Raw genomic sequence first — 24,682 nt, forward strand, 5'->3', positions numbered from 1 at the left:
GATGCGCTGGCTTGCCGTGCTCCCTGCCGTGCTGCTGGTGCCTGCCGCCCGGGCACAGGCGCTACCGCTTACCGATCCCGTTGGCATCGTACAGGAGCACCCGTTGGCCTATGACCGGTCGGGGGCCCCCGCCTCCATCGAGCTGCTGGCACCACGCACGCTGCTCGGTTACAGCGCCGACCCTGCGCGTGGCTACGGAAGCATCCATCTCACCTGCCGGTCGGCTACGGATGCAGAACATGGCCGCTGCCCAACCGCCGATACCGGTGCCGAGGGTGGCGGACGCACCAGCATCGCGCTGCGCTTCACCGAACGCAGGAGCGGCATGCGCACGGAGATCGCCGTAACCGGCTCGCTGCAACGCGCCTTTGCAGACCGCGCCTGCCCGAACGACCTCTGGCACGGGACCGATCAGCCGCTGAGTAGCCGCTACGGGCCGGAATGCGCTGGCCGACCGCCTGTTGGAACCGGTGCGGCCCTGTCCATTTCCGGTAACGAGTTGTCCAGGCTGGTGGCAGGGCGCTGGGAGGCCGAACTGATCCTGGACCTGCGCACTCAAGCCGACGGGCCGGCACTGGCGACTTACATGTTCCGTCTGGACCTCGACATCAGCGACCGCGATGCGGCGTCGGTGTACTTCCCCGCCTTCGACCTGGCAACGCCCCAGGTCGGCCTCAACCTGCACTACGACCCGATCTCGCAGACGGTCGGCGGACATGCCGCGCTGGACATGTGCCTGTATGACGGAGCAGGTTCGCAGAGCGACTACCTGGGCGTGACTGTCAGTGATGGCGAAGGTCCGTCGTCGTCGGCCAGCGGCTATTCGGTATGGCACGCGGACGGTGGAAACGACCCGACCCAGCGCGTGGACTACACCGTGACGCTGGACCACGGCGGAGCACGGCTGCCGATGGCCAATGGAACCGAGCAGATGTTGACCGGCATCGACCGCGTCCGGTTGCGGCTGGTGGCGCTGCCCGGCATGACCCAGCCTGTGTTCTGCGTGCCGACCCCGCTCAGCCTGGACACTCCCCGCGTTCCCATCTCGAGCAAGCGGCCCGGCCGCTACCACGGCGGGCTGCGGGTCGAGCTGCGCCTGCCGCCCTCCCGTCCCTGATACCAATGGAACCTTTCGTGAGAACTCGATTTTCCGGCCTTGCCCTCGCGCTGTTTCTGTCCACGCCGGCGGCGCACGCCAACCTGATCATCCATCCCATGCGTGCGTCGGTAGAGCCTGGCAAAGCAACGGTTTTCCGCGTGTATTCGCAATCCACCCAAGCGCAGTTCGTGCAGGCGTCCCTGCGCCACATCGTGGAGCCGGCCGGCGACGGGGAACACGAAGCGGACGTTGCACCCAGCCAGGCAGCCATTGCGCTGACCCCGTCCAGATTTGCCCTGGCGGGCGGGGGCAACCGCTTGATCCGGATCATTCCGCTGCAGCCGGTGCAGCAGGAGACCGCTTATCGGGTCTATTTCGAAGGTGTCCGCGCACCGGATGAGGTGGCCGTGGACGCCCCCGCGGAAGGTGCACAAGCCAGCATCGGCGTCAGCCTGGTCTGGGGGGCGCTGGTCAACGTGCTGCCCGCCGATGGCCGCGTGCAGGTGGAGCTGCGCGGCCGCACCCTGCACAACATCGGCACGCTGCGCGTGGGCATCACCAGCGTCGCCGGCTGCAGCGCGGCCGGTGCATGTGCGACCCATGAGGTATCGCGCAGCCTGTACCCGGGGGCCTCGCTGCAATTGCCGGCCGGGCTGGAGGCCGACAGCACGCTGCAACTGCGCTATCGCCTTACCGGCGACGGCTACCGTGAGCACCTGCTGACGCTGCCCCCTGCGATCGGCTGAGCTTGCCGGATCCGTTGCCCCGGGCCTGCTCAGCCCTGCGTGTCGCCTGGCGCCGGTGCGGTGTCCTGCAGCAGCTCGCGCAGGCGGGCCAGCGAGGCGCGCCGCATCGGCTTTTCGTCTACCGCTGACAGCGGCGCCTGGCGCAGGGCGTGGCAGGGCAGTACCAGCAGCTCGAACACCACGCCATCGGCGCTGAACACCCACAACGGCGCATCGAGTACCCGTTCGCGATCCCATCGCAGGCGCCGGCTGCGTGCCTCGGCCGGGATGCCGTGCTCGTCGAGGAAACGCTGTACGGCATCCGGATCGTCTTCGTGCAGGTGCAGTTGCACGGGGCTGTGGGCATCAGCAGTGCCCTCCAGTACCGGCCCCACCAGCCGTGGTGCGAACGATTGCAGGAACTCCAGCGCGTGCAGCGCCGCTTCCCGCCGTTGCCGCAACGCATCGCTCTGGGCACTGCCGGCGAACAAGCGTTGGTGCTCGCGCAGGGCCTGCTCGATTTCGGCGTTGCGCGGCAGCGAGGCATCGTCATGGATGCCCAACCGGATGGCGGCCTTGCGCTTGGCCTGGTGGAAATCCTGGATGCCGCCCTCGACCATCAGCCTGGCGGCTTCATGGGCCAGCCGATGGCGGCGTTCGCGGGTCTGGGTGGCGGCGTGTTCGCGCGCGCGGTGCATGGGTGGCTCCCCTCTGCATGGCCTGGAACCAGCCTACACCGATGCGGTGAAGGCGAGGTAGCGCGGCCGATGGGGCCGCGCTACCGGTCAGTTCAAAGCGCTGTCAGAAAATATCGAACGCCGCCGCATCGGCCTGCGGCGTCTGCAGGTTCAGGTCGTAGTCCTGCAAGCGGTCCATGTCCTCGACCTTGACCCATTCGGTGGCGCCGTTGAGGCTGGCCTGCACCATGCCCGAGGGCGGATCGTTCTGCGCGATCGGCGTGTCCTTCAGCGCGGTGCGCATGTAGTCGATCCAGATCGGCAGCGCGGCCTTGCCGCCATATTCGCGATAGCCCAGCGAGCGGAAATCATCGCGACCGACCCACACCGTGGTGGCGTAAGGACCGCCAAAGCCGGAGAACCAAGCATCGCGATGATCGTTGGTCGAACCGGTCTTGCCGCCCACGTCCTCGCGGCCAAGCACCTTGGCCGCCGTGCCGGTGCCGCGCTGGACCACGTCGCGCATCATCGACACCAGCTGGTAGGCGGTGCGCGCATCGATCGCACGCGGCGCTGTGCGCGCATCGGGGTTGACCGGTGCCGGGGCTTCAACCGCTGGCTGCGGCGTCGCGGCGGCGCCGGCCGGGGCCGGTGCGGCGGCAGCGCCGAAGTTGAAACCATCCACCACCGCATTGGCCGGCTGGCCATGGCTGGTGCCTGCGCAGTCACGGCAGGCCAGGGCAGGGTTTTCCTTGAATACTTCCACGCCATCGCGGTCGGAAACCCGGTCGATCAGCCAGGTGTCGACCCGCGAGCCGCCGTTGGCGAACACGGCATAGCCACGTGCCACCGAAAGCGGGGTCAGCGAGGCGGTGCCCAGCGACATCGACAGGTTGGGCGGCAGCTCGGCTTCGGCGAAACCGAACTCGCTGATGTACTTGCGCGCATAGTCCACGCCCATGCCGTCCAGCAGCCGCACCGACACCAGGTTGCGCGACTGCACCAGTGCTTCGCGCAGGCGCATCGGGCCACGGAAGCCGCCGCCATCGTTCTGCGGCGACCAGGTCTTGCCACGGCGGTCGCGGAACACCACCGGGGCATCGAGCACGATCGAAGCCGGGTTGTAGCCCTTGTCGAAGGCCGCTGCATAGATGAACGGCTTGAAGCTCGAGCCCGGCTGGCGACGCGCCTGGGTGGCGCGGTTGAACTTGTTGCCGGAGTAGCTGAAGCCACCCACCAGCGCCTTCAGGGCACCGCTGTTGGCATCCACCGAGACCAGCGCGGACTGACCGCGCGGGATCTGGTCGAGCAGCCACTGGCCTTCCTTCTCGCCCACGCGCACGCGCACGATGTCGCCGCGCTGCACCAGCTTGGCAGGGGTCTTGTTGGTCCAGCGCGCCGCAGCGGCGGGCAGGGTGACTTCAGTGCGGTTGGCCAGCACGGCGGTGGCGCTGCCATCGGCGGCGGTGGCGGCGATGATCGCCGGCAGCAGGCCGGACTGCGCACTGATCCCGGACAGGTGGCCGGCCAGCGTCGCCACGTCGTCGCCTGCGCCCAGCGCGACCTGCTTCTCCACGCCGTGCCAGCCATGCCGGTGGTCGTACAGCAGCAGGCCGTCACGCACCGCCAGGTTGGCCGCGGTCTGCAGCTCGGCATTGATGGTGGTGGTCACGTGGTAGCCCTTGTTGACCACGTCGCCGCCGAAGCGGGCGATCATCTCCTGGCGCACCAGTTCGGCCACGTAGGGCGCGTCGACCTGCACCGGTGGCTCGTGCACGGTGGCGTGCATCGGCACGGCCTTGGCCGCATCGGCCTCGGCCTGGCTGATGAAGCGCAGGTCGGCCATGCGCTGCAGGACGTAGTTGTCGCGGCGCTGCTGTGCGCGCTCCGGATTGGAGATGGGGTTGCCCGAAGACGGGAACTTGGGGATGCCGGCCAGCGATGCCATCTCATCCAGGTCCAGCTGGTCCAGCGACTTGCCGTAGTACAACTGCGCCGCCGCAGCCACGCCGTAGGCGCGGTTGCCGAAGAAACTCTTGTTCAGGTACAGCTCGAAGATCTCGTCCTTGCTCAGTTCCGACTCGATCTTGCGGGCCAGCAGGATCTCGGCCAGCTTGCGCGTATAGCTGTATTCCGAACTCAGGAAGAACTGCCGCGCCACCTGCTGGGTGATCGTCGAACCGCCGGGCACGCGGCGGTCGCTGGTGGTGGCCAGCAGCCACACCGCGCGCGCGATGCCCTTGTAATCGACCCCGCCGTGCTCGTAGAAGCGGGCGTCCTCGGTGGCCAGGAAGGCCTGCTTGAGGCGCTCGGGGACGTCCTTCATGGTGATCGGCGTGCGCCGCGTCTCGCCGAACACCGCCATCAGCTTGCCGTCGGCGGCGTAGACATACATGGGCTCCTGCATTTCCACGTCGCGCAGGGTCTGCACGTCGGGAAGCTTGGAGGAAATGGCGTAGTAGAGGCCGCCCGCAGCGGCCGCGCCAATCAACGCCAGGATCAGGAAAACGACCAGGATCCAGCGCAGCCAGCGGCGAAGGCGTGTCATCGGTGACAGATTCCGATTGCAGAATTCATGGCCGCAGAGTATAGATTACGCAAGGGGCTGGCTGGGGTCGGCTCTGGGGAGTGCAAGGGGAAGCCGCGTCACCGTGTGTCGTTCTGTGAAGAATCCTTCACGGCGGGACGGTTGCCATTTGCAAAAAAAACGTTATTAATGCGCGGGCGCAGCTATTGCGTCCAAGTGCCCATCGGCAGGGGAGAAACCGTGGGGCTCATCCCAAAAGGCCAGTCGTCGCTCATTGGCGTCGACATCAGTTCGACTGCGGTAAAGCTTTTGCAGCTTTCACGCAGTGGTAACCGTTTCCGCGTGGAACATTACGCCGTGGAACCGCTGCCGCCGAACGCCGTCGTAGAAAAGAACATCGTTGAAGTCGAGGCGGTAGGGGAGGCCATCCGTCGCGCCGTCAACCGGTCGGGCAGCAAGGTCAAGTTTGCCGCAGCAGCGGTGGCCGGCTCGGCGGTGATCACCAAGGTGATCCCGATGCCGGCCGATCTGGACGAGAACGAGATGGAGGCCCAGGTTGAACTGGAGGCCGTCAACTACATCCCGTACCCGATCGAAGAAGTGAACCTGGACTTCGAGGTGCTCGGGACCATCCCGAACAACCCGGAAATGGTCCAGGTGCTGTTGGCTGCCTCGCGTTCTGAAAACGTCGAGCTGCGCCAGTCGGCGTTGGAACTGGGCGGACTGACCGCCAAGGTGATGGACGTGGAGGCCTTCGCGGTCGAGAACGCCTTTGCCCTGGTCGCCAGCGAACTGCCGGTGTCCAGCGACGGCGTGGTCGCGCTGGTCGACATCGGCGCCACCATGACCACGCTGAACGTGTTGCGCGGGGGGCGCAGCCTGTACAGCCGTGAGCAGGTGTTCGGCGGCAAGCAGTTGACCGACGAGATCATGCGCCGTTTCGGCCTGAGCTACGAAGAAGCCGGCCTGGCCAAGCGCCAGGGTGGGCTGCCGGAAAGCTATGAAATGGAAGTGCTGGAACCGTTCAAGGAAGCGACGGTCCAGCAGATCAGCCGCCTGCTGCAGTTCTTCTATGCCGGCAGTGAATTCAACCGTGTCGACTACATCGTGCTGGCAGGCGGCTGCGCCGCGTTGACTGGCCTGCCGGAGCTGGTGGAAGAGCAGCTTGGCGTGCCGACCGTGGTGGCCAACCCGCTGGCGCAGATGACGCTGGGCCCGAAGGTGCAGGCGCACGCGCTGGCACAGGACGCCCCGGCGCTGATGATCGCCACCGGCCTGGCGATGAGGAGTTTCGACTGATGGCACGGATCAACCTGCTGCCGTGGCGTGCCGAACGTCGCAAGCAACGCCAGCGCGAGTTCTACGCAATGTTGGGCCTGGCCGCCGTCGGTGGCCTGCTGTTGTCGTTGATGGTGTGGTTCTACTACGACCGCCAGGTCAGCGGGCAGGGCGAGCGCAACACCTTCCTGCAGGCCGAGATCGACAAGGTCAAGCTGCAGAACAAGGAAATCGACCGCCTCGACGCGCAGAAGGACCGGCTGCTGGCACGCAAGGCGGTCATCGAGGAACTGCAGTCCAAGCGTTCCCAGATGGTGCACCTGTTCGATGCCCTGGTCCGCACCATCCCCGATGGCGTGGTACTGACCGCACTGAAGCAGGAAGGCGACGTACTGACCCTGGAAGGGCGCACCCAGTCCAATGCCCGCGTGTCGGCCTACATGCGCAACCTTGAGACCTCCGGCTGGATGACCAACCCGGAACTGTCGATCATCGAAGCGCGTGATCCGGAAAAGGAAAAGGAAGCCAAGACGCTGCCGCTGGCAGACGTCAGCGCGCTGCCGTATGTGTTCGTGGTGAAGGTCAAGCTGCCGGCGCAGAGCGAGGAATCCACGCTCAATCCGGATGGCTCGGTGGCCGACCCGAATGCGCCGGTTGCCGCTGATCCGGCTGCCCTGGCTCCGCTGGCCCCGGCCGACGGCGCCGCGCCTGCCGCCGCTCCTGCACCTGCAGGCAGCACGGCACCGGCCGCTCCCGCACCGCCCGCTGGCAGCCGGCTGACCCCGGCCGCCCCGCAGCAGACGCCGCCGCCGACGCCGGCCAGCGGTCAGGAGGGCTCGCCGTGAGCCAGAAGAAATTCAATATCAACGAGTTGGACTTCAACGATATCGGCAACTGGCCGCAGCAGGCCAAGGTGGTGTTCTGCGTGCTGATCGCGCTGGTCATCATGGCGGTGTCGTGGTTCGTGCTGACCAGCGGCAAGCGTGAAGAGCTCGCCACCCTGGAACGCCGTGAAACCGAGCTGCGCACCGAGTTCGAAAAGGAACAGGGGCGCGCGGTCAACCTGGAGCCGCTCAAGCAGCAGCTGGCGCAGATGGAGCAGGTGCTGCAGCAGATGCTGCGCCAGCTGCCCAGCAAGACCGAAATGCCGGACCTGATCATCGACGTTTCGCAGACCGCGTTGTCCAGCGGGCTGGTCAACGAACTGTTCGAACCCGAAGCCGAGCAGGTGCGCGAGTTCTACGCCGAAAAGCCGATCAAGCTGCGCATGGTGGGCAGTTACCACCAGTTCGGTGCCTTCGTCAGCGGCGTCGCCTCGCTGCCGCGGGTGGTCATCCTGACCATGCACGACATCAACCTGAAGCCGAAGGATCCCAAGACCGGCATCAATCCGGCTTCGATCCGCGCCGGTGCGCTGGAACTGTCCGGCACCGTCAAGACCTATCGCTACCTGGATGAGGCCGAGATGGAGCAGCAGGAAAAGGCTGCCGCCGACAAGGCTGCTGCAGAGAAGGGAGGCAAGCCATGATCCGCTCCTCCCTGCTGCGCAGCGTTGGCCTGGTCGCGCTGGTGCTGCTGGCCGGTTGCGGCCGCGGCGTGACCAGCACGCCCGGCGATGCGCCCAACCTGCAGAAATGGGTGGAAGACGTGCGCGCACGTCCGGCCCCCGCGCTCGAACCGCTGCCGGTGATGCAGCAGTTCGAAACGTTTGAATATTCGGCGCAGGGCATGCGCGATCCGTTCACCGATGCCTGGTCCAATCCGCAGGGCGGCAGCGGCCTGCGTCCCGATCCGAACCGTCGCAAGGAGCCGCTGGAAGCCTTCCCGCTGGACAGCCTGGACATGGTCGGCACGATCGGGACCGGGGGCAGGACGGTGGCGGTGGTGATGGCACCTGACAAGGTGAGTTACCGCGTGCGGCCGGGCGTGTACATGGGGCAGAGCGATGGCCGGGTGACCGGGGTCTTCGAGGACCGCATCGAACTGATAGAGCTGGTGCCGGATGGCGCGGGCGGGTGGCTGGAACGGCCGGCCGCGCTCTCGCTTGAAGATCAATGATCGTTTACTGGGGATAGCACGATGACCTTTCACAATGCCAAGGGGCTGCGTCCGATCCGGCGCCCAACCTTGAACCGGATCGGCGCGCTGGGAGTCGCGTTGATGCTGGCGTGCGGCCACGCGACCGCGGCTGCGCCCACCGGCGCGCCCGCCGCCGCCGCAGCCACGCCGGTCAGCGCACCGGCGTCACTGTCGGTGGCCAAGATCGACTTCAAGCGGGGCGAAGACGGCGCCGGCCGCCTGGTGCTGCAGTTCGACGGCCAGGGTGCGAACCCTGACCTGCGCAACCAGGGTGACAGCGTGGTCATCGACGTCGGCAACGCACGCCTGCCCGAGCAGCTGCAGAAGCCGCTCAACGTGACCGATTTCGCCACCCCGGTGCAGCGCATCGACGCCAAGCCGTACGGTGGTGGCACCCAGCTGGTGCTGAGCACCAACACGGCCTTCGAGTCGCTGGCGTACCAGAGCGGCAACGAATACGTGGTGGAGATCACCCCGAAGCAGGGCATCGCCGCCACCGGTGCGATCACCACCAGCACCGTCGCCCAGGCCGCCAGTGCGGTAGCCCAGCGCGGTTACAGCGGACGCCCGGTCACGTTCAACTTCCAGGACGTGCCGGTGCGCACCGTGCTGCAGTTGATCGCAGAAGAATCCAACCTCAACGTGGTGGCATCGGACAGCGTTGCCGGCAACGTCACCCTGCGCCTGGTCAACGTGCCGTGGGACCAGGCTCTGGATATCGTGCTGCGTGCCAAGGGCCTGGACAAGCGCCGCGACGGCAGCGTGATCTGGGTCGGCCCGCAGGCCGAACTGGCCAAGTTCGAGCAGGAAAAAGAAGACGCACGCATCGCGATCGAGAACCGCGAGGACCTGATCACCGATTACGTGCAGATCAACTACCACAGCGCCTCGGCGATCTTCAAAGCCCTCACCGAAGCCCGCGGCATCGGCAACGGCAGCGGTGGCCAGGGCGGCGGTGGCAGTGGTAACTCGGCGCAGGAAGAAAGTGGCTTCCTGACCTCGCGCGGCCGCATCGTGGCCGATGAACGCACCAACATGCTGATGATCAGCGACATCCCGAAGAAGGTCGCGCGCATGCGTGAGCTGATCGGGGTGATCGACCGTCCGGTCGACCAGGTGCTGATCGAAAGCCGCATCGTCATCGCCACCGATACCTTTGCCCGCGAGCTGGGTGCAAAGTTCGGCGTCAGTGGCAGCCGTGACAACGTGTTCTTCAACAACACGGTTGGCAACAACGACGCCAACATCCGCGACCGTGCGACCGTGGACACGGCGTACCAGCGTGCGGTCAACGAGTGGGCGGCGGGTGGCGGCACGGGCGCGGCGCCGGTGCGTGATCCGTACACCATCACCCGCGGCCTGATGTCCAACCTGCCGGTGGCGGCGACCAGCAACCCGGCCTCGCTGGCGCTGTCGATCCTCAATGCGGGCTACCTGCTGGATGTTGAACTGTCGGCCATGCAGACCGAGTCGCGCGGCGAAGTGATCTCCAACCCGCGCGTGGTCACCACCAACCAGCGCGAAGCCCTGATCAAGCAGGGTAAGGAAATCGGCTACGTGACCATCTCCGCCGGCGGCGCCGGTGGTGGCAACCAGGCCAACGTCCAGTTCAAGGAAGTGGTGCTGGAGCTGAAGGTGACCCCGACGATCACCAACGACAACCGCGTGTTCCTGAACATGGCGGTCAAGAAGGATGAAGTCGACCAGTGGATCGAGCTGGAAGGCTACGGTACGGTGCCGTCGATCAACCGTCGCGAAGTCAACACCGCGGTCCTGGTGGAAGACGGGCAGACGGTGGTGATCGGTGGTGTGTATGAGTTCACCGACCGCAACAGCATCAGCAAGGTGCCGTTCCTGGGTGACGTGCCGTTCCTGGGCAACCTGTTCAAGAAGCGCAGCCGCAACAAGGACAAGGCCGAACTGCTGGTGTTCGTGACCCCGAAGGTCCTGCGCGTCGCCAAGGGCAAGTAACGGGTTGGGGTGCCGGGCCTGCGGCCCGGGGTCCGCGTCATCGCATTCGCGCTGCCGCTCCCACGGTTTGCTCCGCAAATCGTGGGCCCCTTCTCACCAGCACCCACACCCCGCCGCTTCGCGGCCGCCCCTGACTCAGGGGCTCCCTCCACCAGACAGGTCCATTGGGCCCTGGTAGCGCCGACGCATGGTCGGCGGAATGTTGCCGCCAACGGCCCGCTGCGCTCGCCGACCATGGGTCGGCGCTACCGCTTTTCTTTTTCTTCATTACGCGTGTGGCGGCCCCCGGGACCTGTCCGGGCGACGGGTGGGTGGGGTTGGCAGGACGCTGAGCCGCATGGATGCGGCGATGCAGCCTACAGGGATGTACTTGCGGCGTGTCCTGCCAACCCCACCCACCCGGCGCCAAACATGCAGACTGCTCCAAGCAGCCACCCGCGAGGGGTCTCACCGCTCGATCCACTGTTCATCCAATCTTGATCACATTCATGACCGACCCCTGCGATGATGGGGAACCGGAATCCACCGGTGCTGGTCCAAGCGTGATGAATCAGATCCCCGCCGTTCCCCCCACCCTCACCGCAGGCAGCAATGCCTCGCGCCTGCACGATGACTTCCAGGCCCTGCGCGCTGCGCTGTCCAGTGAAATCGTCGGGCAAGCTGAACTGGTCGAACGCCTGCTGATCGCGTTGCTGGCCGATGGCCACCTGCTGGTCGAAGGGGCGCCGGGGCTGGCCAAGACCACCGCCATCCGCGCGCTGGCCAGCCGGTTGGACGCCGATTTTTCCCGCGTGCAGTTCACCCCCGACCTGCTGCCAGCCGACCTCACCGGGACCGAAATCTGGCGCCCGCAGGAGGGCCGCTTCGAGTTCGTGCCCGGACCGATCTTCCACCCGATCCTGCTGGCCGACGAGATCAACCGCGCCCCGGCCAAGGTGCAGTCCGCGCTGCTGGAAGCAATGGGCGAGCGCCAGGTCACCGTCGGTCGCCACACCTACGCGCTGCCACCATTGTTCCTGGTCATGGCGACCCAGAACCCGATCGAACAGGAGGGCACGTTCCCGTTGCCGGAAGCGCAGCTGGATCGTTTCCTGATGTATGTCCGTATCGGTTATCCCGACGAAGGCGCCGAGACCGAGATCCTGCGGCTGGCGCGCGAACGCGCGCGCGGCGCGCTCGACGCTGCCCCGGAACCGCCGCGCCGGATGCCGCTGGAAGATGTCCACCAGGCGCGTCGGGAAGTGCTGGACCTGCACATGGCGCCGCCGTTGGAACGTTATCTGGTGGAACTGGTGCTGGCCTCGCGCCAGCCCGTCCGCTACGACGCCGCGCTGGCGCGGCGCATTGCGTGGGGCGCCAGCCCGCGTGGCTCGATCGCGCTGGAGCGTTGCGCGCGCGCGCGGGCCTGGTTGGCCGGGCGCGACTTCGTGACCCCCGACGATGTGCGCGCGATCGCCGCCGATGTATTGCGCCACCGCGTGCTGCCCAGCTACGAGGCGCTGGCCGAAGGCTGGGATGGCGAACGGCTGGTGCAGGAGCTGTTGGCCAAGGTGCCGGCCCCCTGACCGCGATGGCCGTTGATTCCCCCGATCTGCTGCACGGTGATGGGCTGGTGCCCTCCCTCGCCGAACTGGTGGCCCTGCGCGGCACGGCGGTCCGTCCGCCGGCGCCGAAGCGTGGGCGCATCGGGCAGGCCGGCCAGGCGCCATCGCCGCTGCGCGGGCGTGGCATGGAGTATGCCGAATCACGCGAATATGTTGCCGGCGATGACGCGCGGCATATCGACTGGCGGGTGACCGCACGCAGTGGCCGCACCCATACCAAGTTGTTCCAGGCCGAACGCGAGCGGGTCACGCTGATCGTCGCCGATACCGATCCGGCGCTGTACTTCGGCACGCGTACCCGTTTCAAATCGGTGCAGGCCGCACGCGTGGGCGCGGTGGCGGCGTGGTCGGCGCAGCGTCGCGGTGACCGCATCGCGGCGCTGCGCGGCAGCCTCCACGAAGCACCGATTCCGCCAGCCGGCGGAACCCGTGGCGTGCTGCGCGTGCTCGATGCACTGAGCCGCTGGTACGCCGCGCCACAGGCCGAGGATGCCGGGCTGGAGCACGCGCTGCAGCAGGCCACGCGCGTGCTGCGGCCGGGCGCGCGCCTGCTGGTGCTGGCCGACCCGCTACGCGCCGCTGCGGTTCCGCTGGCGCGCTGGTCCGCGCTGGCCCTGCATCACCAGGTGGACGTGCTGCTGCTGGTGGATCCGCTGGAGCTGCAGCCACCCACCGAAGCACTCGATTTCCTCGCCGAACAGCGTCGCGTGCGGGTCGACCTGCGCAGCCCGCAGGTGCGTGCGCACTGGCAGGGCCATTTCGCCGCGCCGCTGCAGCAGCTGCAGGACAGCCTGGCCACGCGCCGGGTGACGACCCATGTGATCTCAACCGATGCCCCAAGCAGTGGCTGGCTGGCCCCTGCAGTGCGTGAGGTGGTGGCATGAGCACGAACCTGCCCCTGCGTGATGTGCACCTGCCACCGGCGCCCAGTCTGTGGCCGCCAGCGCCCGGCTGGTGGTTGATCGCCGCCGCGGTGCTGCTGCTGGTGGCGATACCCGTGCTGCTGCGCGCACGCCGGCTTCGCCGCGAACGGGCCTGGCAGCGGCAGTTCGATGCAGAGCTGCAGGCAGCGGGCGAAGGCCCGCTGCGGCTTGCCGCACTGGTGGAGCTGCTACGCCGCGCCGCCCGCGAAAACCACGCCGGCAGCGAACTACTGCAGGGTGAGGCGTGGTTGCAGGTGCTTGATCCCGCCAGTGCGCTTGCGCCGGCGCAACGCGACCTGCTGCTCCAGGGCGCTTACCAGCCCGCCATCGATACAGGGCAGCTGGCCGCGCTCGAACGCTGGGCCCGCACGCGGTACGTCGCGCTGCTGCGGGAGCGTTCCCGATGACGCTTCCCGGCTGGCCATGGCCGGACCTGCTGCTGGCGTGGCCGTGGGCGTTGCTCGCCCTGCCGTTGCCGTGGTTGATGCGCTGGTGGCCACGCCGCGTGGCAGCGGAAGGCGCCGCGCTGCGCGTGCCGTGGTCGGCACGGCAACTGCAGGAAATCGCCGGTGGCAGCGGCCGCGACGGCGCACGCGTCCATCGCCTGCTGCTGTGGTTGGCATGGTGCTGCCTGTGCGTGGCGCTGGCTCGTCCGCAGCTGCTCGGTGAAGCGGTGAGTCCGCCCACCCAGGCGCGTCAGCTGATGCTGGCCATGGACGTGTCCGGCAGCATGGGCGAGCCGGACATGGTGCTCGGCCGGCAGGTGGTGGAGCGGCTGGTTGCTGCCAAGGCGGTGCTGGCTGATTTCCTCGATCGTCGTGCCGGCGATCGCGTGGGCCTGCTGGTATTCGGCGACCGCGCCTATGCGCTGACACCAATCACCGCCGACCTGGCCAGCGTGCGCGAACAACTGGGCGATGCGGTAGTCGGTTTGGCCGGCCGCGAGACGGCCATCGGTGATGCGATCGCGCTGGCGGTGAAGCGCCTGCGAGACCAGCCCGAAGGGCAGCGCGTGCTGATCCTGCTCACCGATGGCGTCAGCAATGCCGGCGTGCTGTCACCGCTGCGCGCGGCCGATCTGGCGGCCACCGAGCAGGTGCGGGTCTACCCGGTGGCCTTCGGCGGGGATGGCGGCATGAAGCTGTTCGGCATGGACCTCGGCCAAGGTCAGGATCCCGTGGACGAGGCCACCCTGCGGCAGATCGCCGAGCGCACCGGCGGGCGCTTCTTCCGCGCGCGTGATACCGCCGAGCTGGCCGGCATCTATGCCGAACTGGATCGGCTGGAACCGGTGACCGCCAAGGGGCCCGCCCTGCGGCCGCGTAACGAGGTGTATTTCTGGGCACTTGGAGTGGCGATGCTGCTGGGTGCATTGGCTTGGCTGTGGCCGGGGCGTCGGTCATGAACCTGGACCTGCTTTCTGCGCTGCACTGGGCCCGTCCGCAGCTGCTGTGGGCGTTGTGTGTGCTGCCGTTGATCGCGCTGTGGGCGTGGCGCCGCGGGCGTGATGCCGGACGCTGGCAGCAGGCGGTGGATCCCCACCTGTTGCCGCACCTGCTGCAGGCCAGCGGCAAGGGAGCACGGCGCTGGCCGTGGTCGGTGCTGCTGGGTTGGACGCTGGCCGTGCTGGCACTGGCGGGCCCGGGCTGGAAGCAGCAGGCCCAGCCGCTGTTGCAACCGCAGTCACCGCTGGTGGTGGTGCTGGATCTGTCCACCCGCATCACCGCTACCGATCTGCCACCGTCGCGGCTGCTGCAGGCAAGGGCCAAGCTGGCCAGCCTGCTGCAGCAACGCGAAGGCGGCCAACTGGCGCTGGTGGTGTATGCCGACGATGCCTACACCGTGGCCCCGCTCACTGATGACGTGGCCAACATCGGCTTGTACCTGGATGCGTTGTCGCCGCAGGTGATGCCGGCCGATGGCCAGCGCACCGACCGCGCGCTGGACTGGGCCACCCAGCTGCTGCAACGCAGTGGCCTGCGCGCCGGCCAGGTGCTGCTGCTGACCGACAGCGCCGACGCGGCCGCCATCGAAGCCGCGCGGCAGGCGCGCAGCCAGGGCGTGCAGGTATCGGTGATCGGGCTGGGTACAACGACCGGCGCGGCCTACCGGGACACCCGCGGACAGATAGCCAACGCCGCGCTGGACGAAGCCAGCCTGCGCCGCCTGGCCGATGCCGGTGGCGGGCGCTACCAGCGTCTGGCCAGCGATACGGCCGACCTGCGTGCACTGGAGCTGCTGCGCGCCGACCGTTCGGTGGGCGAAAGCGAGCATGGCACCGTGCGCCAGTGGCTGGACCAGGGCTATTGGCTGCTGCCGCCGCTGATGCTGCTTGCCTTGCTGGCATTCCGGCGGCGCAGCGCGGTGCTGTCGGTGCTGCTGCTTATCGGCGGTGTCGGGCTGCAGCCAGCGCCCGTGCTGGCGCAGGGCGCACCCTCGGCCAAGCCGCAGGCCGGTGCCCGTTCCAGCCTCTGGCTGCGCGATGACCAGCGCCGCCAGCAGCAACTGGAGCAGGGCGTGCAGGCCTACCACGCCGGCGATTTCGACACCGCGGTGCGCACGTTTGAAGGCGTCCAGACGGCCGAAGGCTGGTACAACCTCGGCAATGCGCGTGCGCGCCAGGGCGACCTCGATGGCGCCGTGCAGGCCTACGACCATGCCTTGAGCCAGCGCCCGGGAATGCCCGATGCCGTGGCCAACCGGGCGGTGGTCGATGCCGCGCGCAAGCGCAAGCCACCACCTTCGCCGAAGGACGGAAAGTCCCCGTCATCGCAAGGGGGAAAGAGCAAGCCGCCACCACAAGGCCAGGGCCAGGCGCAGCCGCCATCGTCCGGCCAGCCGTCGTCCACCGGCAAGGGGGCCCCGAAGCCGGGTGATCCTGCCCAGCCACCGCCGCCAGCGGGCGCGCCATCTGACACGCCGGGACAGGGCGAGGCGCCGCAGCCGCCACCTGTCGATCCGCAGGCGCAGGCGCGCGCCGACGCAGAACAGCGCCAGCGCATGCAGCAGGCGGTGCAGCAGGGCCAACAGGACAAACAGGGAAAGCAGCCCGCACAGCGCAGTGATGGCCGTACACCGCAGCAGCGCGAACAGCAGCAAGCGGTCGAGGCCTGGATGCGGCGCGTGCCGGACCGGCCGGGGGACCTGCTGCGCGCCAAGTTCCAGCTGGAAAACGAACGCAGGAAACAGGAAGGACCATGACACGCACCGCCTCCACATCGGCCATTGCGCGCCTGCTGCCGTGGCTGCTCGCCGTCGTGCTGTGCGTGCCGCACGTGGCATCGGCACAGACCCGGGCGTGGCTGGATCGCGCCCAGGTTTCCCTTGGCGACACGGTCACCTTGAACATCCAGTCCGATTCGGCCGCCGCGCCGGTGCTGACGCCGCTGGGCGCGGATTTCGAGCTCAGCAACCAGACCCGCAGCCGCCAGGTCGAGTGGATCAACGGGCGCATGCAGACGCGCACGCTGCACGGTGTGGCACTGTCGCCCCGGCGCAGCGGCACGCTGGTGGTGCCGCCGCTGCAGGTCGGCCAGGTGTTCACCGAGCCGCTGCAGCTGCAGGTCGCTGCGGCGGCACCGGCGCGCAACGATGGCAGCGCGCTGGCCTTCATCGAAACCGAAGTGGATGACAGCAGCCCTTACGTGCAACAGAGCGTGGGCGTGGTGGTGCGGTTGTTCTACGCCGCACAGCTGGCGTCGGGTTCACTGGTGCTGGATACCCCCGAAGGCGCTTCGCTGCAGGTGATCGGCCAGGACCGCACCGATGTGCGCGAGGTCAATGGACGACGCTACAACGTGGCCGAGCGGCGCTATCTGCTGATCCCCGAACGCAGCGGACCGCTGCGGGTGGCCGGTGCGCGCTTCGATGGCCGCACCGCCGGCAGTTTCTTCGATGATTTCTTCGGCGGGCGCGGTGATGGTCGGCTGCGTGCGGCAGCGGCCGACCAGACCCTGCAGGTGCAGGCGCAACCGGTCGACGCGCCGCAGCCGTGGCTGCCGCTGCATGACCTGCGCCTGCGTTACACGCTGGCCCCGGACCGGGCGCGCGCCGGTGAAGCGGCCACGCTGGAGATCGAAGGGATCGCGGTGGGGGCGACCCGGGCTCAGTTCACCGACCTGCCGGTGCCCGATGTCGGCAGCGATGCCCAGGTGTTCGCCGAGCCGGCGCAGTACGACGAAACCTTCAGCGGTGGCTCACCGCAGCTGAAGATCACCCGGCGCTATTCCATCGTGCCACGCGCAGCCGGGACGCTGGAAGTGCCCGGCATCCAGATGCGCTGGTGGGACGTGAAGGCCGGGCAGGCGCGCAGCAGTGGCGTGCCCGCGCTGACGTTGGCGGTCGCCGCCGGCAGCGGCGGGGCGGCCCAGCCGGCGCCGCCGGTGCAGGCACTGGATACCGATGCCGCGCTGCCCGGTGGCGAGGGTGCTGCTCCTTCGTCCCCCGCAGGCGCCAGCACGGGCCAACCGCTGGGCTGGATGGCGCTGGCAGCGGGCTTGCTGGTGTTGTGGTTGCTGACCCTGTGGTGGGGCATGCGGCGCGGACGCGCCCACCGCGTGGCGCCGGACGGGCATGCGCCGACGCCGCCGGACGGCCCCTTGCAGGGAACCCCACGCATCGCCGACCTGCGTCGCGCCCTTGACGCCGAAAGCTTTGCCGAGGTGGCAGCGGTGTTGTGCGCGATGGCGGGTGTGTCGCGTCTGGAACTGGTGCAGGCGAAATTGGGCGATGAGCGTCAGCGCCAAGCGCTGCAGGCCTTGCAGAAAGCGCGCTGGGCCGGCGATGGTGACCTTCCGGATGTGCGCAGGGAGCTGAAACAAGCGTTCCATGACGGACCGCACTGGTCGGCGCCGGTAACCTCGACGCAGACTGGACTGCCGCCGCTGTACCCGCCACCGCCGTGATCGGCAAGACGGGGGCGCGGGGCGCTTTGCTACAGTGGCCCTCATTTCCCAGGAAACCGACCCGATGACAGCAGCCAGCCCCGCGAAGAAGAAGATGCCTCTGCACTGGAAGATGGGCATCGGCTTCGCCATCGGCCTGGTGCTGGGTCTGGTGGTGCATGCGCTGGGTGCGCAGACGCCGGCACTGATGGACGCGGCGAAGTGGCTGATGCACTACATCACCACGCCCGCTTCCGGCCTGTTCCTCAACCTGATCTTCATGCTGATCGTGCCGTTGATCTTCTCCGCGCTGGTGATGGGCGTGTCGGAGATGGGCGACATCCGCGCGCTCGGCCGGATCGGCTGGAAGACCCTGGCTTACACCATCGTGCTGTCCAGCATCGCGGTGGCGATCGGGCTGGTGCTGGTGAACGTGCTCAAGCCCGGCGTGGGCGTGGACCCGGCCATGGCCAACCAGATCCTGGCCGAGAACCTGGAGCGTTCAAAGGAAATCGTGGCCGGTGCCGGCAGCCAGCCCAAGGGCATGGACATGCTGCTGTCGATCGTGCCGAGCAACATCGTGGAGGCCGCCTCCAGCAATGGCGCGATCCTCTCGCTGATGTTCTTCGCGCTGATGTTCGGCATCGGCATGGTGCTGACCGACGATGAAAAGGTCGCCCCGCTGCGGCGTGCCATCGAAGGCATCTTCGAAGTCTCGATGACCCTGATCAACCTGGTCATCCGCCTGGCGCCGTATGCGGTGGCCTGCTTCATGTTCAACCTGGCCGCACTGTTCGGCTTCGAGCTGCTCATCCGGCTGGGCGCCTACGTCGGCGTGGTGGTCCTCGCGCTGGGCCTGCACATGGTGGTGACCTATGGCGTGGCGGTATGGTTGTCCGGTCGCTCGCCGCTGGCATTCTTCCGCGATACCCAGGAAGCCACGGTGATGGCGTTCTCCACCGCCTCCAGCAATGCGACCCTGCCGACCGCGCTGCGCGTGGCCGATGAGATGGGCCTGCCGCAGAAGGTGTCCCGCTTCGTGCTGACGGTCGGCGCGACCGCCAACCAGAACGGCACCGCGCTGTTCGAGGGCGTGACGGTGATCTTCCTGGCGCAGTTCTTCGGCGTGGACCTGAGCATCGGCCAGCAGATCATGGTCATGGCGGTGTGCATCCTTGGCGGGATCGGCACGGCCGGCGTGCCGTCGGGCTCGCTGCCGGTGGTGGCGATGATCTGCGCGATGGTCGGGGTGAACCCGCTCGGCATCGGCCTGATCCTGGGCGTGAACCACTTCCTGGACATGTGCCGGACCGCGCTGAACGTCACCGGCGACCTGGCCCTGACCACCCTGGTGGCCAAGGGCGAAAAGGACGAGCCGGCCATGGCCGCGACAGCGACCGTCCCGACCGACCGCGTCGTCTGAATCGGTTCATCGGTGTTGCCGGGGCGACTGCTGCCCTGGTGCGCCGCTGCGCTCGCCGACCATGGGTCGGCGCTACCGGGGGATCCGGCTGCTTTGGTAGCGCCGAGCCATGCTCGGCGGATGCCCTGGTGCGCCGCTGCGCTCGCCGATCCTGGGTCGGCGCTAGCGTTGGCTGACCCGGCGGTTACCGCGTGAGTCCGCCCGGCGTGGCACGGCGCTACAATGACTCGCCCGCACGTCCGCGGCCGCCTCCCTGATTCCGATAGAACCATGACGCAGCCTACCCGCCGCCAGTTGGCCAACGCCATCCGCTTCCTTGCCGCCGATGCGGTCGAGACCGCCAAGTCCGGCCACCCCGGCATGCCCATGGGCATGGCCGACATCGCCGAAGTGCTCTGGAACGACTATCTCCGCCACAACCCGAACAACCCGAAGTGGTTCAACCGTGACCGTTTCGTGCTGTCCAACGGCCATGGCTCGATGCTGCAGTACGCCCTGCTGCACCTGAGCGGCTACGATCTGCCGATCGAGCAGCTGAAGGCGTTCCGCCAGCTCGGCAGCAAGACTGCCGGCCATCCGGAACACCACGAAACCCCCGGCGTGGAGACCACCACCGGTCCGCTCGGCCAGGGCTTCGCCAATGCCGTCGGTTTCGCCCTGGCCGAAAAGCTGCTGGCCCAGCGCTTCAACCGCCCGGAGCTGGAAATCGTCGATCACCGCACCTACGTGTTCATGGGTGACGGCTGCCTGATGGAAGGCGTGTCGCATGAAGCCGCTTCGCTGGCCGGTACGTGGGGCCTGCACAAGCTGGTCTGCTTCTGGGACAACAACCACATCTCCATCGACGGCAATACCGATGGCTGGTTCACCGACAACACCCCGGAGCGTTTCGAGGCCTATGGCTGGAACGTGGTGCGTGACGTCGATGGCCATGACCCGGAAAGCATCAAGGCCGGCATCGACGCCGCGCTGGCGCAGTCCGACAAGCCGACCCTGATCTGCTGCCGCACCACCATCGGCTTCGGTTCCCCGGCCAAGGCCGGCAAGGAATCCAGCCACGGTGCGCCGCTGGGCAAGGACGAGCTGGAAGCCACCCGCAAGGCACTGGGTTGGGAATACGGCCCGTTCGAGATCCCGGAAGCCATCTATGGCGGCTGGCGTGCCGGCGGTACCGGTACCCTGCGCCAGGCCGAATGGGAACAGCAGTTCGACAAGTACGCCGCCCAGTACCCGCAGCAGGCTGAAGAACTGACCCGGCGTTCGCACGGTGAGCTGCCGGAAGACTTCATCGCCAAGGCCGATGCCTACATCGCCCAGGTGGCCGCCGAAGGCCCGACCATCGCTTCGCGCAAGGCATCGCAGCTGGCCATCGAAGCCTATGCACCGCTGCTGCCGGAGCTGGTGGGTGGTTCGGCCGATCTGGCGCACTCCAACCTGACCCTGTGGAAGGCCAGCAAGTCGGTCGCCACCGACGACGCCAACGCCAACTACGTGTACTACGGCGTGCGCGAGTTCGGCATGACCGCCATTGCCAACGGCCTGGCCCTGCACGGCGGTTTCCTGCCGTTCGACGCCACCTTCCTGGTGTTCAGCGACTACGCCCGCAATGGCGTACGCATGAGCGCGCTGATCCCGGCCCATGCCATCCACGTCTATACCCACGACTCGATCGGCCTGGGCGAAGACGGCCCGACCCACCAGCCGGTGGAGCACCTGGCCTCGCTGCGCTACATCCCGAACAACGATGTGTGGCGTCCCTGCGATGCGGTGGAATCGGCCGTCAGCTGGAAGGCCGCGATCACCCGCCAGGACGGTCCGAGCTGCCTGGTGTTCAGCCGCCAGAACCTGCCGCACCAGCCGCGTGATGCGCAGCAGATCGCGCAGATCGAACAGGGCGGCTACGTGCTGGCCGATGCCGAAGGCGGTACCCCGGACGTGATCCTGATCGCCACCGGTTCGGAAGTGTCGCTGGCCACCGAAGCCAAGGCGCAGCTGGACGCGGCCGGCCTGAAGACCCGCGTGGTCTCCATGCCGTCCACTGATGTGTTCCTGCGCCAGGACGCGGCCTACCGTGAATCGGTGCTGCCGAACGCAGTGCGCAAGCGCGTGGCGATCGAAGCCGGTGTCACCGGGTTCTGGCGCCAGTTCGTCGGCCTGGACGGTGCAGTGGTGGGCATCGATACCTTCGGCGCATCGGCGCCGGCGGATGCGCTGTACAAGCACTTCGGCATCACCACCGCGCACGTGGTCGAAGCCGCCAAGGCGCTGTAAACCGCACGAGCCGAAAACGCCCCGCAAGGGGCGTTTTCTTTTGTGCCATCGGACCCGTCGGAAAATTTGCCCGACTGTCAGGAATACTCCGTTTCCGCGCGTAGGGCTGTCCTGCACGCCAGGTGATGCCATCCTGTTCGCTTCCGATCTCCGTGGCTTGCTCTGATGAATGCTCCAATCCGATCCGCTTTCGGCTGCCTTGTGGCGTTGTGCACGTTGACCGCCTGGGGCAAGCCGAACGTCGACACGAAGGAACTCCCTGCGTTCCGTTACAGCCTGGAACAGATGCAGCAGATCTCCAATCCGCATCTGCTTGCACACCGCAATTTCTATGACACCCCATCGACCGGCCCGGATGCGGCTTGGTTCGATGCGGTCAAGCGCGGCAATCTCGCCGAGGTTCGGCGCCGCGTGGAAGCAGGGCAGGACCTGGAAGCGAAGGACGAGGCATCGCTCGGCCAGACGGCATTGGGCTGGGCTGCCTTCATCGGCTATCTGGACATCGTGCAGTTTCTGGTAGAGCACGGTGCCGATATCCGCGCGACGGACCGGGCAGACGTCTACAACGCGCTGAAGTCGGCGGTGATGGGCCCGAACGCGGAGGTGGTGAAGTACCTGCATGGGCTGCTGCGCGATGAAACGGACTGGGACGCGCGGGAAAGCGACCAGGAAACCCTGTTCATGGTGGCGGCGGTGGACGGCAGGCTGGAGACGGTGAAGTACATCCTCCAGTTTGATCCGGACCTGGACGTCGTGGCGATCAACGAGTCACCGAAGATCAACGAAAGTCCGCTCAGCGGGGCGTGCGAGGGTGGATTCACCGACGTCGCCGACCTGCTGATCGCCAAGGGCGCCATCAACCACAAGACCGGACGTTCCAGCTGCGATTGAGGTCCCGCGGTAGCGACGGGCGTTGGTCGTCACGCTCCTGCCCTGGCTTTGGTGGGTGACGACCGTTGGTCGTCACGCTGTTGCTCCGTTGCCGCTGCGCTCGCCGAGCATGGCTCGGCGCTACCACCGCTACGCGGCCGTGCGGGCCAGCGCCAATCGCAACAGGCGCGCGTTCAAACGCTCGCCGAAATTCGCCGGCGCTTCAAGCCCCATCCGCTGCAGATACACCGCATCGCCATCGCCGGCGCGTTGCTTCAACGCCGCCCACACCGTGCGCAGCTTCGCACCGCGTGTCTGCGTGTTGGATTTCAGCCAGCCCAGCGCCTTCACCAGCACCTGTTCGACCGCGGTGAAATCACTGCCCAGCGGATAATCGGGCAAGGTGCCGTCGCCACGGAACGCAGCCAGTGCCGCGGACAACGCCTGCGGCGTATTGCGCTGCGCCTGCGGATCGACCTGCGCCGCCGCTGCCAGCTTGCGCGCGGCCTTGGCCCGCTGCAGCAATGCGTCCTGGAACGGCTGTTCGGTGATGCCGGCCATGGCCTGCACGCAATCGGCGTCGGTCAGTCCGCGCAGGTCGGCGATGCCATATTCGTTGAGGTACACATCGCGCAGGTGGCGCGGAATGGTCGTGTGCCCATAGTTCCAGCGCACGTTGCTTTCGCGCGTGCCGGCATCTTCGCGTGCGGCGCGGAACATCAGCACGCTGCGGGCTTCGGGCAGCGCATGCGCCATCGCCACGAAGTTGTACTGGCCGCCCACGCCGGACACCACGCGCCCGTCTTCCAGCGCATCGGATACCGCAGCGCCGAGCGCGGTGGCCATCATGCAGGAATTGAAGAAGCGCGCATGGCGGCGCTGCAGCCGCTCCAGTTCTTCGTTGCCGCCGTACAGCTGGTTGATCTCACTGATCCGGCGCATGCCGATGGCGCGGCATTCGTCGTCGGGCAGGGTGCGCAGCCACTCGTAGAACTCGGGCGAGCCGAGGTAGAACGCGCCGTGCAGGTACTCGCCCTCGGCGGCCAGCGTGGCGTGGTCGGCGGTGTATGCGCTGCCGTTGTCCAGCCGCTTCATCAACACCAGGTCATCGTGCACCTTGCGCTTGATCACCCCACACTGCACCAGTTTGCGGAAGCCTTCGTTGAGCATTTCGCTGCAGCCGTACAGACCCTCTTCGAACGGACCCAATCCACCGATCTCGGCCACCAGTGGATGCGCCGCCAGCTGTGGATCCAGTGCATGCAGCACGCGCCGGTACAGCGCGTTGTCGGTATGGCGTAGCACCAGCGCGTGGCTGAGCGCATCGGCCAGCGCCCCGATGCCGATCTGCAGGGTGCCGCCGTCGCGCACCAACGTGCTGGCATACAGGCCGATGGCATGGTCTGCATCGCTGACCGGCTGCCGCGGCAGGCCGAACAGCGCCGGATAGGGGCCGGGCGGGGTGATCACCAGGTCGAAGAAGGTCTCTTCCACCGCCGCACTGCCACCGAGCCAGGGCAGCTGCGGATCCACTTCGGCGATGAGCAGCGGGCGCGGCAGGCCGCGTGCGGCCATCGCATCGAGGGTGTCCTGGGTGATGTCGTTGTTGCACGAAAGCGACAGCCGGCTGCTGCCTTCGCGGCGGGCCACTTTCTGCAAGATGGCGTGCGGCGCGCGCTGGGCCACCGCATCGGCGGCGTGGGTGTAGTTCAGGCTGGTGTAGCTGGCCTGCGCCTGTCGCGAACGCAGCAACGCGCCGGACTGCATGTAGAACTCTTCCACCTGCACGTGATCCGGCAGGGTGTCGGCTGCCATCGCATCGGCATAGGCCAGGCGCACGACGTCCTTGCCGAAATGGCGTTCGGCGAACGGTCCCATGAAGCGGGCTTCCAGCCCATCGCCATGTGCCACCGGCGGATTCAGCGACAGTGCGGTGTAGATCTGCAGAGGCCGCGCCGGGTCTTTTTCCACCCGCGCGTACAGCGCGTTGAGCAGCCGATGCGGCTTGCCCAAGGCGAGTGGCGCACCGATGCGGATGGATCCCTCCACGCGTGCCAGCAGCCAATCGACGGCGCCATCGAGATCGGTCAGGTGGTCGGTCATGCGTGCGGATTCCTTGTACATCATGGACGCATTACAGCATGCCCGGCTTGAACGTCATAAGAAGGTGGAAGAAGATCTGCCTCAGCGCCGAAGAACGGGCCAGGAGAATGAGAAGGGCTTTGCGCCTGAGGGGGAATTCAACGCCGGACGCAGCCCTGGCAGGGTGGATGAAGCCGGGCCGGTGGGTGTTATTTTTACGCAACGACGCCTCCTGACGAGTGATTCCCGATGCTGGATGCTGTGAGAACT

At 67.4% G+C, this 24,682-nt stretch carries 20 protein-coding genes; 17 read left to right on the plus strand and 3 right to left on the minus strand.

Annotation, left to right across the window (positions count from 1 at the left end; all coding sequences use genetic code 11):
- Position 1 precedes the first annotated feature (1 nt).
- Together SOM47_RS04370 and SOM47_RS04375 are read left to right on the plus strand one after the other, a co-directional pair.
- Entirely contained in the window at positions 2-1,117 is a 1,116-nt protein-coding gene (locus tag SOM47_RS04370; protein WP_320504867.1) for a CblD like pilus biogenesis initiator family protein, read from the plus strand.
- A 5-nt stretch (positions 1,118-1,122) separates the two neighbouring features.
- Entirely contained in the window at positions 1,123-1,845 is a 723-nt protein-coding gene (locus SOM47_RS04375) for a pilus assembly protein (protein WP_042614419.1), read from the plus strand.
- A 29-nt stretch (positions 1,846-1,874) separates the two neighbouring features.
- Here the strand turns inward: SOM47_RS04375 and SOM47_RS04380 are convergent, their stop codons facing one another.
- Together SOM47_RS04380 and SOM47_RS04385 are read right to left on the minus strand one after the other, a co-directional pair.
- The gene (locus tag SOM47_RS04380) at positions 1,875-2,522 is read right to left on the minus strand and encodes a hypothetical protein (RefSeq protein ID WP_042614420.1); all 648 of its coding nucleotides are present in this window, start codon (positions 2,520-2,522) and stop codon (positions 1,875-1,877) included.
- 103 nt (positions 2,523-2,625) lie between these two features.
- Positions 2,626-5,049 carry a penicillin-binding protein 1A gene (locus SOM47_RS04385; protein ID WP_320504868.1) on the minus strand — a complete coding sequence of 808 codons (2,424 nt, stop codon included), beginning with the start codon at positions 5,047-5,049 and terminating at the stop codon, positions 2,626-2,628.
- 219 nt (positions 5,050-5,268) lie between these two features.
- On the opposite strand from SOM47_RS04385, the gene pilM reads away from it, so the two are divergent.
- From pilM to SOM47_RS04455, 14 genes are all read left to right on the plus strand, one after another.
- Positions 5,269-6,327 carry a pilus assembly protein PilM gene (pilM, locus tag SOM47_RS04390; protein ID WP_101100965.1) on the plus strand — a complete coding sequence of 353 codons (1,059 nt, stop codon included), beginning with the start codon at positions 5,269-5,271 and terminating at the stop codon, positions 6,325-6,327.
- Positions 6,327-7,151 carry a PilN domain-containing protein gene (locus tag SOM47_RS04395; protein WP_192082991.1) on the plus strand — a complete coding sequence of 275 codons (825 nt, stop codon included), beginning with the start codon at positions 6,327-6,329 and terminating at the stop codon, positions 7,149-7,151. Before pilM ends, SOM47_RS04395 begins: the two co-directional genes overlap by 1 nt.
- On the plus strand, positions 7,148-7,834 hold the full coding sequence (gene pilO, locus SOM47_RS04400) for a type IV pilus inner membrane component PilO (RefSeq protein ID WP_042614424.1): 687 nt from the start codon (positions 7,148-7,150) through the stop codon (positions 7,832-7,834). The genes SOM47_RS04395 and pilO overlap by 4 nt, the downstream gene beginning before the upstream one ends.
- Positions 7,831-8,364, plus strand: coding sequence for a pilus assembly protein PilP (locus tag SOM47_RS04405; RefSeq protein WP_320504869.1), 534 nt, complete (start codon positions 7,831-7,833; stop codon positions 8,362-8,364). The genes pilO and SOM47_RS04405 overlap by 4 nt, the downstream gene beginning before the upstream one ends.
- A 21-nt stretch (positions 8,365-8,385) precedes the next feature.
- Entirely contained in the window at positions 8,386-10,356 is a 1,971-nt protein-coding gene (locus SOM47_RS04410) for a type IV pilus secretin PilQ (protein WP_320504870.1), read from the plus strand.
- Between the two features lie 545 nt (positions 10,357-10,901).
- Positions 10,902-11,921: an AAA family ATPase gene (locus tag SOM47_RS04415; protein WP_320504871.1), complete on the plus strand. Its 1,020-nt coding sequence runs from the start codon at positions 10,902-10,904 to the stop codon at positions 11,919-11,921.
- A 5-nt stretch (positions 11,922-11,926) separates the two neighbouring features.
- Positions 11,927-12,844, plus strand: coding sequence for a DUF58 domain-containing protein (locus SOM47_RS04420; RefSeq protein ID WP_320504872.1), 918 nt, complete (start codon positions 11,927-11,929; stop codon positions 12,842-12,844).
- The gene (locus SOM47_RS04425) at positions 12,841-13,290 is read left to right on the plus strand and encodes a DUF4381 domain-containing protein (RefSeq protein WP_042614428.1); all 450 of its coding nucleotides are present in this window, start codon (positions 12,841-12,843) and stop codon (positions 13,288-13,290) included. Before SOM47_RS04420 ends, SOM47_RS04425 begins: the two co-directional genes overlap by 4 nt.
- Complete coding sequence (locus SOM47_RS04430) at positions 13,287-14,288, plus strand: vWA domain-containing protein (RefSeq protein WP_042614429.1); 1,002 nt, start codon at positions 13,287-13,289, stop codon at positions 14,286-14,288. The genes SOM47_RS04425 and SOM47_RS04430 overlap by 4 nt, the downstream gene beginning before the upstream one ends.
- The gene (locus tag SOM47_RS04435; protein WP_320504873.1) at positions 14,285-16,084 is read left to right on the plus strand and encodes a vWA domain-containing protein; all 1,800 of its coding nucleotides are present in this window, start codon (positions 14,285-14,287) and stop codon (positions 16,082-16,084) included. The genes SOM47_RS04430 and SOM47_RS04435 overlap by 4 nt, the downstream gene beginning before the upstream one ends.
- Positions 16,081-17,787: a BatD family protein gene (locus tag SOM47_RS04440; protein ID WP_320504874.1), complete on the plus strand. Its 1,707-nt coding sequence runs from the start codon at positions 16,081-16,083 to the stop codon at positions 17,785-17,787. The genes SOM47_RS04435 and SOM47_RS04440 overlap by 4 nt, the downstream gene beginning before the upstream one ends.
- A 64-nt stretch (positions 17,788-17,851) precedes the next feature.
- Positions 17,852-19,189: a dicarboxylate/amino acid:cation symporter gene (locus SOM47_RS04445; RefSeq protein WP_320504875.1), complete on the plus strand. Its 1,338-nt coding sequence runs from the start codon at positions 17,852-17,854 to the stop codon at positions 19,187-19,189.
- 270 nt (positions 19,190-19,459) lie between these two features.
- A complete protein-coding gene (tkt, locus tag SOM47_RS04450; protein WP_320504876.1) occupies positions 19,460-21,460 on the plus strand; it encodes a transketolase in 2,001 nt (666 codons plus the stop codon).
- Between the two features lie 165 nt (positions 21,461-21,625).
- Positions 21,626-22,351, plus strand: coding sequence for an ankyrin repeat domain-containing protein (locus SOM47_RS04455; protein ID WP_320504877.1), 726 nt, complete (start codon positions 21,626-21,628; stop codon positions 22,349-22,351).
- 129 nt (positions 22,352-22,480) lie between these two features.
- On the opposite strand, the gene SOM47_RS04460 is transcribed toward SOM47_RS04455, so the two are convergent.
- On the minus strand, positions 22,481-24,433 hold the full coding sequence (locus SOM47_RS04460; RefSeq protein WP_320504878.1) for an acetyl-CoA hydrolase/transferase C-terminal domain-containing protein: 1,953 nt from the start codon (positions 24,431-24,433) through the stop codon (positions 22,481-22,483).
- Between SOM47_RS04460 and SOM47_RS04465 the strand changes: the two genes are divergently transcribed.
- A complete protein-coding gene (locus SOM47_RS04465; RefSeq protein ID WP_152620673.1) occupies positions 24,432-24,677 on the plus strand; it encodes a hypothetical protein in 246 nt (81 codons plus the stop codon). The genes SOM47_RS04460 and SOM47_RS04465 overlap by 2 nt on opposite strands.
- Positions 24,678-24,682 lie beyond the last annotated feature (5 nt).

The sequence above is a fragment of the Stenotrophomonas sp. CFBP8980 genome, assembly GCF_034046095.1.
Lineage (GTDB): Bacteria > Pseudomonadota > Gammaproteobacteria > Xanthomonadales > Xanthomonadaceae > Stenotrophomonas > Stenotrophomonas lacuserhaii.

Coding starts and splice junctions, on each gene's coding strand:
- SOM47_RS04370 (WP_320504867.1), top strand. CDS start 2: ATGCGCTGGCTTGCCGTGCTCCCTGCCGTGCTGCTGGTGCCTGCCGCC.
- SOM47_RS04375 (WP_042614419.1), top strand. CDS start 1,123: ATGGAACCTTTCGTGAGAACTCGATTTTCCGGCCTTGCCCTCGCGCTG.
- SOM47_RS04380 (WP_042614420.1), bottom strand. CDS start 2,522: ATGCACCGCGCGCGCGAACACGCCGCCACCCAGACCCGCGAACGCCGC.
- SOM47_RS04385 (WP_320504868.1), bottom strand. CDS start 5,049: ATGACACGCCTTCGCCGCTGGCTGCGCTGGATCCTGGTCGTTTTCCTG.
- SOM47_RS04395 (WP_192082991.1), top strand. CDS start 6,327: ATGGCACGGATCAACCTGCTGCCGTGGCGTGCCGAACGTCGCAAGCAA.
- SOM47_RS04405 (WP_320504869.1), top strand. CDS start 7,831: ATGATCCGCTCCTCCCTGCTGCGCAGCGTTGGCCTGGTCGCGCTGGTG.
- SOM47_RS04410 (WP_320504870.1), top strand. CDS start 8,386: ATGACCTTTCACAATGCCAAGGGGCTGCGTCCGATCCGGCGCCCAACC.
- SOM47_RS04415 (WP_320504871.1), top strand. CDS start 10,902: ATGAATCAGATCCCCGCCGTTCCCCCCACCCTCACCGCAGGCAGCAAT.
- SOM47_RS04420 (WP_320504872.1), top strand. CDS start 11,927: ATGGCCGTTGATTCCCCCGATCTGCTGCACGGTGATGGGCTGGTGCCC.
- SOM47_RS04425 (WP_042614428.1), top strand. CDS start 12,841: ATGAGCACGAACCTGCCCCTGCGTGATGTGCACCTGCCACCGGCGCCC.
- SOM47_RS04430 (WP_042614429.1), top strand. CDS start 13,287: ATGACGCTTCCCGGCTGGCCATGGCCGGACCTGCTGCTGGCGTGGCCG.
- SOM47_RS04435 (WP_320504873.1), top strand. CDS start 14,285: ATGAACCTGGACCTGCTTTCTGCGCTGCACTGGGCCCGTCCGCAGCTG.
- SOM47_RS04440 (WP_320504874.1), top strand. CDS start 16,081: ATGACACGCACCGCCTCCACATCGGCCATTGCGCGCCTGCTGCCGTGG.
- SOM47_RS04445 (WP_320504875.1), top strand. CDS start 17,852: ATGACAGCAGCCAGCCCCGCGAAGAAGAAGATGCCTCTGCACTGGAAG.
- tkt (WP_320504876.1), top strand. CDS start 19,460: ATGACGCAGCCTACCCGCCGCCAGTTGGCCAACGCCATCCGCTTCCTT.
- SOM47_RS04455 (WP_320504877.1), top strand. CDS start 21,626: ATGAATGCTCCAATCCGATCCGCTTTCGGCTGCCTTGTGGCGTTGTGC.
- SOM47_RS04465 (WP_152620673.1), top strand. CDS start 24,432: ATGCGTGCGGATTCCTTGTACATCATGGACGCATTACAGCATGCCCGG.
- SOM47_RS04460 (WP_320504878.1), bottom strand. CDS start 24,433: ATGACCGACCACCTGACCGATCTCGATGGCGCCGTCGATTGGCTGCTG.